The following is a 12,724-nucleotide window of genomic DNA, read 5'->3' on the forward strand; positions in this document are numbered from 1 at the left end:
GGAGACGGCCGGCGTGAGCGCGTCCCAGCTGATCCAGAACCTGCGCAACACCCGCGTCGCGGTCGTGCATCCGCGCGATCAGGACGGGGATGATCTGGTGCGCCAGCTCCAGCGCATCGGCTGTCAGGTGCAGGTGGTCTGGCCGCCGCCTTCGCAGCTTCCCCTGCCGCTGGACGCGGTGTTCTTCCTGCTCGATCGCGACACCAAAAGCTCGATGCCCTGGCGCATGGCGGATCTGGAGATCGCGCACATCGCCATTGTCGACTACGAAAACCCGACCGTGCTCAAGGCGCTGCTGGATTCCAGCGCCCATGGCGTGCTGGTACGCCCGATCCGGGCGTCGGGCGTGCTCTCCAGCCTGGTGCTGGCGCTGTCGATGCGCGGCTATGAGAACCGGCTGCTCGCCAAGATCGCCAAGCTGGAGGACACGCTGCGCACCCGGCGCGATGTCGAGAAGGCGACCCGCCTGCTCATGAGCCTGCGTAATCTCACCGAGGACGAGGCCTATCAGTTCATCCGCAAGCAGGCGACGGCCAAGCGGGTGCCCATCGGCGCCATTGCCGGATCGATCATCAATGCCCACGCCATGCTGAAAGAGCTCGGCAAAGAGGCAGATAACTGATCAATTTGCATAATCGACAGGCATAATTATTCATGCTTCGATTTTCGGCAATGGCGCTTGACATGCCTTGCCCGCTGAGCTTCCATAGTCGGCATAGCGCATGAGTGCGCGGCGGCAGCGTTGCCGTTTCATATCCAGGCTATGTAGCCCTCGATAGCGTCGAAAGACGCTGCCGGGGGCTTTTTGTTTTGTTGCCGTGCGCGAGCCCGGCAATCGAAGAGGTGCGCCCAAATGCCGGTTTCGAGCCTTGTCCGTGTGGCCTGCATCCAGATGGAGCCGCGCATCGGCGACGTCGGCGCCAATGTCGCCCATTCCCTCTCGCTGATCGAGAAGGCGGCGGACGGCGGCGCCACGCTGATCGTGCTGCCCGAGCTGGCGAACACCGGCTATGTGTTCGAAACCCGCGAGGAAGCCTTTGCCCTGGCGGAGGAGGTTCCCGGCGGACCGACCTGCGCAGCATGGATCGAGGTCGCCGCGCGCCGCGGGCTGCACATCGTCGCCGGCATCACCGAGCGCGAGGAGCGCTCGCTCTACAACAGCGCGGTGGTCATCGGCCCGCAGGGCTATATCGGCACCTATCGCAAGGTGCATCTGTGGGGCAACGAGCACCTGTTCTTCGAGCCCGGCAACAAGGGCTTCCCGGTGTTCCACACCGCCATCGGGCGGATCGGGGTGGCCATCTGTTATGATGGCTGGTTCCCGGAAACCTATCGGCTGCAGGCCCTTCAGGGCGCGGACATCATCTGCGTCAGCACCAACTGGGTGCCGATCCCCGGCCAGGTCGAGGGTCGCGAGGCCATGGCCAACATCCTCGCCATGGCGGCCGCCCATTCCAATTCGATGTACATCGCCTGCGCCGACCGGGTCGGCGTCGAGCGCGGCCAGCCCTTCGAGGGCCAGAGCCTGATCCTCAGCTACACCGGCTGGCCGGTGGCCGGCCCCGCGAGCCGCGTCGACGAGGAGATCGTCAGCGCCGAGATCGATCTCGGCGCCGCGCGCCGGGCGCGAAACTGGAACGAATTCAACCAGGTGCTGCGCGACCGGCGTACCGACGTCTACGCGGAGATGCTGGGCTCCGACATCCGTCGCGGCGCGTACTGAGCCTTTACACCTCTATCCAAAAACAACCCGTCCAACGAACAACCCGTCCAAACCTTCCGGAGAAAGCCATGTCCGCTACCAAGCTGCTTGCCGCCGGCCTTGTCGCCGCCGGCCTCTTCGCCGGCCCCGCGCTGGCGGAGGACACCATCACCATCGGCATTCCCGTCGGCCTGTCGGGGGCGAATTCCGTCGTGGCGCCCTCGGTCGTCCAGTCGGCCGAGCTCGCCGTCGAGGAGATCAACGCCAAGGGCGGCATCCTCGGCAAGAAGGTCGTGCTTGAAGTCGCCGATGACGCGTCCGGCGCTGCCGGCGCGCAGAAGGCCTTCGACTCGCTGATCTTCCAGAAGAAGGTCGATGCGCTGATCTCCATGGAGACCTCGGCGGCGCGCAATGCCGGCCTGCCGATCGTCAATCGCGGCAAGGTGCCCTACATCTACACCTCGTTCTATGAGGGCCGCTCCTGCAGCCCGTTCATGTATGTCAACGCCTGGGTGCCCGACCAGCAGGTCGCCCCGATCGTCGACTTCTTCAACAAGGAAGGCGCCAAGACCTACTTCCTGATCGGCTCCGACTACGCCTTCGGTCGCGGCATGCTCGCCTTCACCAAGGAGTATATCGAGAAGACCGGCGGCAAGGTGGTCGGCGATGAATACGCCCCGATGGATGCGACCGACTGGACCGCGATCCTGTCCAAGGTGAAGGCCGCCAATCCGGACGCGATCATCACCTCGACCGCCGGCGGCGCCCCCAATGTCACGCTGACCAAGCAGCTGCGCGCGGCGGGCATCAAGACGCTCTACGGCAACCTCGCCGTCGACGAAGGCACCGCCAAGAGCATGGGCTCCGATGCCGAGGGCATCTACATCGCGGGCTCCTACTTCACCAACATCGACAGCCCCGCCAACAAGGCGTTCCTCGCGGCCATGGAGAAGAAGTTCGGCGCCGACCTGAAGACCCCGAACGATCTCTCGGTGCCGGAATACGAGGCGGTGTACGCCTACAAGGCGGCGGTCGAGAAGGCCGGCACCACGGAGGCCGCCAAGGTGATCCCCGCGCTCGGCGAAGTCGCGGTGGAAGGCCCGCGCGGCACCATCGTCATGAATAAGCAGCGCCACGCCCCGCTGACCATGTATCTGGGTCAGGTTCAGGCCGATGGCAGCGTCACCATCCTGTCCACCTTCAAGGACGTGGATCCCGGCGACCAGTGCCCGAAGCTGAAGTGATTAGCCGCACCACATTGCCGGTGCGCGTCGCTTCCGCACGCTGATACGCGCGATGCCGCCTCCGGGGCCCGGTCCCCGGGGTCGGCACCCTCCCGCAGGTCGTCCCACGCAAGCCCGTGACCCCGACGAAGGACGCCACATGATCGCCCCGACGCTCGACATCGTGACAACCGCCGCGATCCTCTATGCGGTCGCCACCGGGCTGCTGCTCGTGTTCGGCGTCATGAAGATCATCAATTTCGCCCATGGCGGGCTGATGACCCTTGGCGGCTATGCCGCGCTCGTCACCACCCAGTACGGGCTCAATCCCTGGCTCGCCATTCCCATCGCCGCCCTGTTCGGCGGTGTCGCGGGCATGGTGATCGAGCGCTTCGTGGTGCGCCCGCTCTACAACCGCCCGCTCGACGCGATCCTGGCCACCTGGGGCCTGTCGATCATCATCGGGCAGGTTATCACCATCGTCTTCGGGCGCGGCGTGCAGTTCACGCAGGCGCCGCTGGAAGGCACGCTGGATTTTCTGGGCGAGAGCTATTCGGCCTATCGCCTCGCGCTGGTGGGCATCGCCGCCGCGCTCGGCATTGCGCTCACCGCGCTGCTTCAGGGCACCCGGCTGGGGCTGGAGACCCGCGCCGTCATCATGAACGAGGACCTCGCGCGCGGGCTCGGCATCAATAGCGGGCTGGTGCGTTTCCTCACCTTCACCCTCGGCTCGGCGCTCGCGGGCGTGGCCGGGGCGCTGATCACGCCGCTGTCCAGCGTCGACCCGTCCATGGGCGTTCCCTGGCTGGTGAACGCCTTCATGCTGGTGCTGGTGTCGGGCGCCTCGCTGCTGAGCCTGCTCGCCGCCTGTCTGGTGCTGGGCGGAGCGCAGGTAATGGTCGCCACCTATTTCAGTCCCGTGCTCGGCGGGCTCACCATCGCGGTACTGGCCGCGATCATCCTCCGCATCCGTCCGCAGGGTTTCGCCCGTGACTGAGACCCGTCGCCTCTCCCTTATCGGGCTTGCCGCGCTCCTCGCCCTCGTCGCCGTCGGGGCTGGACCCTATGTGCTCGACACCTATTCGGTGAACGTGCTCACCCGCTCGCTGCTCTATGCGGCGGTCGCCCTCACGGTGGATCTTTTGTGGGGCTATCTGGGCATCCTCACCTTCGGCCAGTCGGTGTTCTTCGCCATCGGCGCCTATGCCGCCGGGCTGGTGTTCACCCATCTGGATTTCTCGACCTCCACGGCGTTCCTGGCGCTCGGGCTGGCGGTGTTCGGGGCGCTGTTCGTCGCCGCCGTGGTCGGCTGGCTCGCCTTCTGGCACGGCGCGTCGGCGCTCTACGCCTCGGTGATCACCCTGGTGCTGCCGATCGTGGCGACGCAGGTCTTGTATTCGGGCGGCACGTTCACCGGCTCGTCGAGCGGGCTGTCCGGTTTCATGAGCTTCGACATCTCGATGGAGGGCTGGTTCTGGCTCGCCGGCGGGTTTCTCGTCGCGGTCACCACGCTGGCCTTCATCGTGGTCAACAGCGATGCGGGCCGGCTTCTGGTCGCGGTGCGCGAGAACGAGCAGCGCTGCAAATATCTCGGCCTCGACACCTCGCGGCTGAAGATCCTGGTCTATCTCGCCTGCGCGGTCATCGGCGCGCTCGCCGGCTACATCTATGCCGGCTACGCCATGGTGGTAGCGCCCGAGCTGGCCGGCTTCGTGTTCGGCACGGAACTGGTGATCTGGACCGCGCTGGGCGGACGCGGCACGCTGCTCGGCCCGGTGTTCGGCGCGCTGATCGTGGATTACGAGAGCGCGCAGCTCTCCGGCGACTATCCCTTCGTCTGGCAGCTCATCATCGGCACCGTCTTCGTGCTTGTCATCGTCGCCTTCCCGCGCGGCCTGCTGCCGGTGTTCGTCGACGTGCCGCGCCGGCTCATCGCCATGGTCCGCAAGCGTCCCGCCGCGCCGGGCGTGCCGGTGAGCCTGTCGACGCTCGACGCCAGCGAGACCCAGGGGGAGGGGCCCGGCGATGGCCCGGCGCTGGCGGTGGAGCATGTCACCAAGCGCTTCGGCAGCCTCACCGTGCTCGATGGCATCGACTTTTCCGCCCGCGCTGGCGAACTCGTCAGCCTCGTCGGCCCGAACGGTGCGGGCAAGACCACGCTGATGCGCTGCATCGCCGACGGCGCCGAGCGCACGGCGGGCACCATCATCGTCAATGGACAGGACATCGGCCGGCGGCCGCCCGAGCACTGCGTCGCGCTCGGGGTCGGGCGCAAGTTCCAGATGGCCAATGTGTTCGACACCCTCACCGTGGCGCAGTGCCTGCAGATCGCCCGCACCCGGCACGCGCGGCCCTCGCTGTGGCGGCGGGCCTCCGGGCTGGCGCTGCCCGAGGCGACCATGCACGTGCTGGCGACGACAGGGCTCGACCGCCAGCTCTCCACCCCGGCGCATCTGCTTTCCCACGGCATGAAGCAGGCGCTGGAGCTTTCCATGGTGCTGGCGCTGGAGCCGCGTGTGCTGCTGCTGGACGAGCCGACCGCCGGCCTCACCAAGACCGAGCGCATGCAGATCGGCGGCATCCTCACCGATCTCACCACCCGGCAGGGCCTGTGCATCCTGCTGGTCGAGCATGATCTGGACTTCGTGCGCGAGATTTCCTCGCGGGTGATCGTGCTGCATCAGGGCCGCATCGTGCTCGACGGTTCGGTGGAGGAAGTGGTGCAGTCCGAACTGGTGAAGCAGGTCTATGCCGGCTCCGGCCATGCCGGCATCGCCCATCAGGCGCAGGGAGAGCCGGCATGAACGCGCCGACCATGGGTGTTTCCGTCGAGCGTCTGTCCAGCGGGTATGCCGGCGCCGTCGTGGTGCGCGAGGTCAGCCTCGCCATCGCGCCGGGCCAGATCCTCGCCGTGCTCGGCAAAAACGGCATGGGCAAGAGCACGCTGCTCAAGGCGATGATGGGCTTCCTGCCCAAGATGCACGGCAGCGTGGTCATCGCCGGCCAGGAGGCGACGCGGCTTTCCCCGCACCGGGTGGCGCGACTCGGGGTCGGCTATGTGGCGCAGGAGAAGGCACTGTTCCAGGATCTCTCGGTGGAGGAGAACCTGCGCCTCGCCGTGCGCCGGCCCGATTTCGAAGCCGCGCTGGCGGAAGTGGAGGCGTCGTTCCCCTTCCTGCTGGATCGCCTGAAGCAGCGCGCGGGCACGCTGTCCGGCGGCGAACAGAAGATGCTGCTGATGGCCCGTTCGCTGGCGAGCGGGGCGAAGTTCCTGCTGGTCGATGAAATCACCGAGGGGCTGCAACCCTCCGTCATCGATCGCCTCGCCGGGGTCATCCGCGACGCGCGTGACCGTCACGGCACCACCATGCTTCTGGTCGAGCAGCATCTACCCTTCGCCCTCGCGGTGGCGGATCGCTGGGCGGTGCTCGATCGCGGCGAAATCGCCGACAGCGGCGGCACGGCGGAGCCGGATGCGGCGGCGCGTGTCACCGGGCATCTCAGCGTCTGAGCGAACGGGGATAAGGGCCGACATGACGTTTTCCATCGTCGCGCGCTGCGGCATCACCGGGCATCTGGGCGTCGCCGTGGCGACGGCGGTGCCCGCGGTCGGTTCCATGTGCCCGTTCACGCTGGCCGGCACCGGGGCGGTGTCGACCCAGTCCTGGGTGAACCCCTATCTCGCCCTCCGCGTGCTGGAGGCCATCGCGGCCGGCACGGCGGCCGCGCCCGCTCTGGCGGCGGTTTTGGCGGACGATCCGGAGCGGGACCTGCGCCAGATCGGCGTGGTCGATGCGGCGGGCGGGGCGGCCGCGTGGTCGGGTGGGGCCTGCACCGGGTGGTATGGTCATGAGACCGGCCCGGGCTTCGCCATCCAAGGCAACATGCTGACCGGCCCCGACGTCGTCGCCAGCATGCGGCAGTCCTTCGAGGCCTCCGCCGGCTTGCCGCTGGATGAGCGCCTGATGCGCGCCATGGAGGCGGGGGACCAGGCGGGCGGCGACAAGCGCGGGCGGCAATCGGCCTCGCTGCGCATTCAGGGCGCGGAGGCCTATCCCGCGCTCGATCTCCGGGTCGACGAGCACCCGCGCCCGGTGCAGGAACTGCGCCGTGTGCTGGAGATCGCGCGGCTTCAGCTGGTGCCGTTCGTAGAGGGCATGCCGCGGCGCGGCCTCACTCCCGGCCCCGCGCCTCTCGAAGTAACCGAGATGCTGGCGCTCTCGCCGCCGGACCGGCCGGGCGGCGGTGGCTCCCGGCGCTGAGTGTCGTGCGCCCTCCCGATCGAAATCGTTCGTCATAAACGAATGAAACGTACGATATTATGAGCTGGATCGAATAGTCGCCTTCGTGCGATCCGTGGCCATCGGCAACGGAGAGCGGGTCATGACGGCGCGGGCGGAAACGGTTCATGTGCATGCGGCGCCCTCGTCGCAGCGTTTCGGCATCGTGCCGGGACTGCTGCTGACCGGCGCCATCGCCGCCGCCGCCTTCGGTCTGCGGCAATTGCCGATGGTCGGGCTGCTGAGCCCGATGATCCTCGCCATCGTCATCGGCATCGCGTTCCACAATCTGGTCGGCACGCCCGCGCGGGCCAAGGCGGGCGTCACCTTTTCACTGCGCCGCATCCTGCGCTTCGCCATCATCCTTCTCGGGCTCCAGCTCACCGCCACGCAGGTGGCCGAGGTCGGGGCGACCGGCATCGCCGTCATCGCGCTGACGCTCGTGGCGACCTTCGTCTTCACCACATCGCTCGGTCGCCTGATGGGGATCGAGGCCAAGCTGGCGGAACTGATCGCCGCCGGCACCTCGATCTGCGGCGCCTCGGCGGTCATCGCCACCAACACCGTCACCCGCGCCTCCGACGAGGACGTGGCCTATGCGGTGGCCTGCGTCACCGTCTTCGGCTCGGTGGCGATGTTCCTCTATCCGCTGCTTCCCGGCGTGCTGGGGCTCGATGCCCACGCTTACGGGCTGTGGACCGGCGCCTCGGTGCACGAGATCGCACAGGTGGTGGCCGCCGCCTATCAGCAGGGCCAGTCGGCCGGCGAATTCGGCACCATCGCCAAGCTGTCGCGGGTGATGATGCTGGCGCCGGTGGTGATCTCGCTCGGGCTCATCGCCACCCGCCGCGCGTCGCGCAATGGCGGGCACGGCGCGGGCCGCGCGCGGCCGCCCATGCCCTGGTTCGTGCTCGGCTTCATCGCGCTGGTCGGGATCAACTCCGTGGTGGTGATCCCGCCGGAGCTCAAGGGTGCCATCGTGGTGGCGACCACCTTCATGCTGTCCATGGCGCTGGCGGCGATGGGGCTGGAGACCGACATCGCCAAGCTGCGCGCCAAGGGCATCAGGCCCTTCCTCCTCGGCCTCGCCGCCTTTGTGTTCATCGCCAGTTTCAGCCTAATGCTGGTGAAGATGACCACATGAGGCCGGGCGACGGGGCGCGATGACACTCGAACAGCTGCGCATCTTCGTCGCCGTCGCCGAGCGTGAGCATCTCACCCGCGCGGCCCAGGCGCTGAACCTGACGCCCTCGGCGACCAGCGCCGCCATCGCGGCGCTGGAAGCGCGTCACGCCACCCGCCTGTTCGACCGTGTCGGCCGGCGCATCGCGCTCACCGAAGCCGGCCGGCTGTTCCTCATCGAGGCACGGGCCGTGCTGGCGCAGGCGGGCGCGGCCGAGCAGGTGCTGCTCGACCTTGCGGGGCTGGAGCGTGGCCGGCTGGCGCTGGCGGGCAGCCAGACGGTGGGCAATTACTGGCTCCCCGGCGTCGTCGCGCGCTATCAGGCGCTCTATCCCGGCATCCGCGTGGCGGTGGACATCGGCAATACCGATTTCGTCGCCGGCCGCGTGCAGCAGGGTTTCGCCGATCTCGGCTTCGTCGAGGGCGAGCTGGACGAGCCCGCGCTGGCGATGGAGCCGGTGGCCCCCGACGAGATGGTTCTCGTCGCCCCGGTCACCCATCCCTGGACCTGGCGCGCGCCGCGCGACTTCGAGGAACTGAAGGCCGGGCCGTGGGTGCTGCGCGAGACCGGCTCGGGCACGCGGGCCATGCTGGAGGCGCTGCTTCTCGCGCGCGGCCTGTCCCCCGGCGATCTCAACGTGGTGCTGGAATATCCCACCAATGAGGCGATCCGGGTGGCGGTCGAGGCCGGCAGCGGGGTGAGCGTGATCTCGCGCCGCGTGGTCGACAGCGCAATCCGCACCGGGGCGATGGCGCTCATCGATTTCTCGCTGCCGGCGCGCCAGTTCCGCGCCCTGCGGCACAAGGAGCGCTATACCACCAAGGCGGCGCAGGCCTTTCTCGAACTGGCCCGTCAGGCCTGATCGATCATCCGCCCGTCCTCGAAGTGGACGATGCGGTCGAACATACCGGTCGAGCGCGGATCGTGGGTGACCACGGCGATGCCCGCGCCCTGGGTCGCGGCAATGCGGCGGAACAGCTCCATCACCTGGCGCCCGCGCACGCTGTCCAGCGCGGCGGTGGGCTCGTCGGCGAGGATCAGCGGCGGCCCGTTGGCCAGCGCCCGCGCCACCGCGACGCGCTGCTGCTCGCCTCCGGAGAGCCGCGAGGGCTGGTTGTCGGCGCGGTGGGCGAGGTCGAGCGCGCCCAGCAGCCGCCGGGCATGGGCCATGGCGTCGGCGGGCGCGACATCGGCGATCTCCAGGCTCAGCGCCACATTCTCGCTGGCGGAGAGGAAGGGAATGAGGTTGGCGCGCTGGAAAACGAAGCCGATCTGGCGCCGCCGTGTCGCGCGCAGGCCGTCAATGTTCACCTGCGGGTGGGACACGCGCTGCCCGGCGAGCCAGACCTCGCCGGAGGTCGGCGCCTCCAGCAGGCCGGCGAGCATGAGAAACGTGCTCTTGCCCGAGCCGCTCGGCCCGAAGATGCCGACCAGCTCTCCCGCCGCGATGTCGAGCGAGACCCCGTCCAGCGCCCGCACGATCCCGCTGGGGCCGGCATAGTGGCGCGTCAGTCCGCGCACCGAGAGCACCGGCGGCGCGCTCATGACAGCACCTCGCGCGCACTGACCCGCGAAGCGCGGGAAATGCCGACCCACGCCGCCACGACGCAGATCAGCGCCAGCGCCGCCCCCAGCAGGGCGAGATCCGAGGGGTCCATCACCACGCGGCGCGGGAAATGGGGAAACACCAGCCGGGACAGCACGATGGAGAGGGCGAAGCCGGCAGTGCCAATCAGCCCCGCCTGCTGACCGATCATGCCCGCCACCACGCTTTCGCGGGCGCCGATGAGTTTGAGCAAGGCGATCTCGTGCAGCTTCTCGATGGTCATGGTGTAGATGATCAGCGAGACGACGATGGCGGTGATGATGAGGATCAGCCCGGTGAAGGCGAGGATCTGAAGCCGCAGCTTCCACAGCCGCGCGTTCAGCATCAGGTCGCGCTGCTGCGCCGTGGTCAGCACGCGTACATCGCCCCACTGTTCCATCGTCGCGATCACCCGTGCCGGGTCGACCGCCGGGTCGAGCCGCACCAGCACGCTGGCGATCTTGCTTTCCTGCGCCACCGAGCTGCCGTCCTTGGCGCTGGCTTGCGCGCCGTGGGCCGCCCGCGCCAGCTGGACCTCCTCGGAGGTGCGCCTGCGGGCGATGGCGGCGGCGTCATTGATGGAGACGAAGACAAGGCCGTCGCCGGCCGAATCCACCATCAGCCGGGTCAGGCCGACAATGTCGTAATCGTCGAGGCCGAGCCGCACCCGGTCGCCGATCGCGAGCCCGGTGCTCTCGTCGGCGATGGCCTCGTAACGGCCGCCATCGAGCCAGCGGCCGGCCGAGAGCGGCAGCCAGCGGCCGTCGTCGCGCGGCACGTCGACCCCGGTGATGGTGGCCCGCCGGAAGCCGTCCGCGAAGGCGAACTGCTGGCTGAACTGGGTGAAACGGCGCACATCGGCGACGCCGGGCACACCCTCCACACGGCGGTCCATGTCGGGCGCCACCGCCGAGCCCTCCGCGAACGGGCCGGCGCGCTCGCCCTGCACCACCCACAGATCGGCATCGATCGCATCGATGATCAGCAGCGCGTCCTCGACCACGCCGCGATACAGCCCGGTCATGCCGATCATCGCCGTCATCAGGAAGGCGACGCCGAGCGCGGTGAGCGCGAAGCGGGTGGGGGAGTGGAGGGCATCCTTGAGCGCGAGGTTCACGGCGTCGCCTCCGAGAGGCGCACGCGCATGAGGGGATAGACGTCCTGCGGCGCCAGCACGGTGTCGCCGCTCACGAGACCCCTGCTGATCTCCACCCGCTCGCTCCCGGCGGCACCGAGCCCGACCTCGCGCCAGCGCGCGCGTCCATCCGTCGCCACCCACAGGCCGGGGTGGCCGTCGCGCCGGTCGATGAAGCTCTTGGGCACGGTGAGTGCGTCCGGGCGCTGCGCGATGACGATGCGCGCGGTGCCGCGCTGTCCCAACGCCCAGTTGGGGGGCAGGCTATCCAGCGTGATGTCGAGTTCGAACTCGCGCGTCTCCTCGTCCACCTGCCGGTCGAGCCGCAGCACATGGCCGGGGATCGGGGGCTGGTCGGGGCCGAAAGTCACGCGTGCCTCCTGTCCGGGGCGCAGCGCCGCGATCGCGCTCTCGTCGAGGCGCGCGGTGAGCACGAGGCTGGTCGGATCGACGATGCGCAGCAGCTCGGTGCCGGGCGTCAGCACCTCGCCGAGCTGGTGCGTCCGCGCGACCACGATGCCGGAGATCGGCGCCCGGATCAGGCTGTCGTCGAGCTGGGCGCGCGCCACCGCGATGCGGGCACGGGCGGCGTCGCGCTCGGCCTCGGCCTGCTCGATGGCGCGGCGGGCGTGGACAAGGTCCGCCTCCGCTTGCCGGCGGGTGGCAAGGGCGTCCTCCAGCCCGGCCTCACTGATCACGCCCTTGGCCAGAAGCGCCTGCTGGCGCTCATGGATGGCGCGGACCTTGTCCAGCGTCGCCACGGCGCGGTCGCGCTCGGCTTCAGTCGCGGCGATCGCGCGCTCGGCGGCATGGGCGTTGGCCTCGGCGGAAGCGACCTCGCCGGCGAGGTCCTCAAAGGCGAGCCGCGCCAGTATCTCGCCCTCGGTCACCGTGTCGTTGCGGTCGACGGCAAGCGCGCTGATCCGTCCCTGCAGCCGGCTGCCGACGCTCGCCTGCGACAGCGCCGTGAGCGTGCCGGGCCCGCGCAGCTCCACGCTGAGGCCCGTCGCGCGCACGATCTCGCCGGGCGTGGCGTAGGGGTAGAGATAACGCGCGCCGGCAATTGCGGCGCAGAGCGCCAGGAGCGCCAGCCCGGCCAGCCGCGCCCGCCCACGTGTTCTGGGACGCGGGGCTGCTGGGCGCAGCGGCAGGAACTGGTCGATGTGGGGCTGAACGTTCATGGTCGCTGTCGCCTTCGCCGCGGGATTCCCGTCACTGCGCCTGCGCCGACCTCACCGACAGCAGCGCGTTGACGCAGGGCGGCGACATGTTTTCCGCGTTGGTCTTGATGCACTGGAGAACGCGCCCGCCGCCGGGCTGCACGCCGGCGCAGTAGGTCTGGATATCGGCCGCGCAGGCGGCGCGCAGGTTCTGTATCTGCGCCGGTGTCAGGTTCTGCACCGCGGCGGGTGTCTGGGCGAGGGCGCCGTGCGCGAAGACGGCACCGGCGATGCCGGCCAGGATGATGACGATGGCGGCGCGCCGGTTTAACTTGCGAAGCATGGTGGTCATCCTCGGAACGGGTGAATGGGTCCATTGGGGTTCGGGCGTGGAGCCCGCCTGACTGGGCGATCGGCGGGCGGGCTCCACGCCCGGCGGTCCGCGCAAGCGATCCG

Annotated in this window: 13 protein-coding genes; 9 read left to right on the forward strand and 4 right to left on the reverse strand. The window is 69.0% G+C overall.

Translation table 11 applies throughout. The features are described 5' to 3' along the window. Positions 1-13: 13 nt before the first annotated feature. The 9 genes from G3A50_RS16850 (at position 14) to G3A50_RS16890 (ending at position 9,250) form a co-directional block, all read left to right on the forward strand. Positions 14-622 carry an ANTAR domain-containing response regulator gene (locus G3A50_RS16850; RefSeq protein ID WP_163076337.1) on the forward strand — a complete coding sequence of 203 codons (609 nt, stop codon included), beginning with the start codon at positions 14-16 and terminating at the stop codon, positions 620-622. A 270-nt stretch (positions 623-892) separates the two neighbouring features. After that, positions 893-1,723, forward strand: a complete 831-nt coding sequence (locus G3A50_RS16855; RefSeq protein ID WP_246252497.1) for a nitrilase family protein — start codon at positions 893-895, stop codon at positions 1,721-1,723. Between the two features lie 68 nt (positions 1,724-1,791). Continuing rightward, positions 1,792-2,946: a substrate-binding protein gene (locus tag G3A50_RS16860; protein WP_163076339.1), complete on the forward strand. Its 1,155-nt coding sequence runs from the start codon at positions 1,792-1,794 to the stop codon at positions 2,944-2,946. 139 nt (positions 2,947-3,085) lie between these two features. Further along, on the forward strand, positions 3,086-3,922 hold the full coding sequence (locus G3A50_RS16865) for a branched-chain amino acid ABC transporter permease (RefSeq protein ID WP_163076340.1): 837 nt from the start codon (positions 3,086-3,088) through the stop codon (positions 3,920-3,922). Continuing rightward, a complete protein-coding gene (locus tag G3A50_RS16870) occupies positions 3,915-5,729 on the forward strand; it encodes a branched-chain amino acid ABC transporter ATP-binding protein/permease (RefSeq protein WP_163076341.1) in 1,815 nt (604 codons plus the stop codon). The genes G3A50_RS16865 and G3A50_RS16870 overlap by 8 nt, the downstream gene beginning before the upstream one ends. After that, positions 5,726-6,436: an ABC transporter ATP-binding protein gene (locus G3A50_RS16875; protein ID WP_425483414.1), complete on the forward strand. Its 711-nt coding sequence runs from the start codon at positions 5,726-5,728 to the stop codon at positions 6,434-6,436. Before G3A50_RS16870 ends, G3A50_RS16875 begins: the two co-directional genes overlap by 4 nt. A 22-nt stretch (positions 6,437-6,458) precedes the next feature. Next, positions 6,459-7,187 (forward strand): DUF1028 domain-containing protein, encoded by a 729-nt coding sequence (locus tag G3A50_RS16880; protein ID WP_210255157.1) that lies wholly within the window; start codon positions 6,459-6,461, stop codon positions 7,185-7,187. A gap of 184 nt (positions 7,188-7,371) precedes the next feature. Next, positions 7,372-8,349 carry a YeiH family protein gene (locus tag G3A50_RS16885; protein ID WP_484477008.1) on the forward strand — a complete coding sequence of 326 codons (978 nt, stop codon included), beginning with the start codon at positions 7,372-7,374 and terminating at the stop codon, positions 8,347-8,349. 19 nt (positions 8,350-8,368) lie between these two features. Continuing rightward, positions 8,369-9,250: a LysR family transcriptional regulator gene (locus G3A50_RS16890; RefSeq protein WP_163076343.1), complete on the forward strand. Its 882-nt coding sequence runs from the start codon at positions 8,369-8,371 to the stop codon at positions 9,248-9,250. Here G3A50_RS16890 and G3A50_RS16895 read toward each other — a convergent pair. From G3A50_RS16895 to G3A50_RS16910, 4 genes are read right to left on the reverse strand one after another with little or no spacing between them, the layout of a single operon-like run. Continuing rightward, positions 9,241-9,933 carry an ABC transporter ATP-binding protein gene (locus G3A50_RS16895; protein WP_163076344.1) on the reverse strand — a complete coding sequence of 231 codons (693 nt, stop codon included), beginning with the start codon at positions 9,931-9,933 and terminating at the stop codon, positions 9,241-9,243. The two genes, G3A50_RS16890 and G3A50_RS16895, sit on opposite strands and share 10 nt — an antisense overlap. Further along, positions 9,930-11,090 carry an ABC transporter permease gene (locus tag G3A50_RS16900; RefSeq protein WP_163076345.1) on the reverse strand — a complete coding sequence of 387 codons (1,161 nt, stop codon included), beginning with the start codon at positions 11,088-11,090 and terminating at the stop codon, positions 9,930-9,932. The genes G3A50_RS16895 and G3A50_RS16900 overlap by 4 nt, the downstream gene beginning before the upstream one ends. After that, positions 11,087-12,289, reverse strand: coding sequence for an efflux RND transporter periplasmic adaptor subunit (locus tag G3A50_RS16905; protein WP_163076346.1), 1,203 nt, complete (start codon positions 12,287-12,289; stop codon positions 11,087-11,089). The genes G3A50_RS16900 and G3A50_RS16905 overlap by 4 nt, the downstream gene beginning before the upstream one ends. 31 nt (positions 12,290-12,320) lie before the next feature. Next, complete coding sequence (locus tag G3A50_RS16910) at positions 12,321-12,611, reverse strand: cysteine rich repeat-containing protein (RefSeq protein WP_163076347.1); 291 nt, start codon at positions 12,609-12,611, stop codon at positions 12,321-12,323. Positions 12,612-12,724: the final 113 nt, after the last annotated feature.

It is taken from the genome of Ancylobacter pratisalsi, assembly GCF_010669125.1.
Taxonomy (GTDB): Bacteria; Pseudomonadota; Alphaproteobacteria; order Rhizobiales; family Xanthobacteraceae; genus Ancylobacter; species Ancylobacter pratisalsi.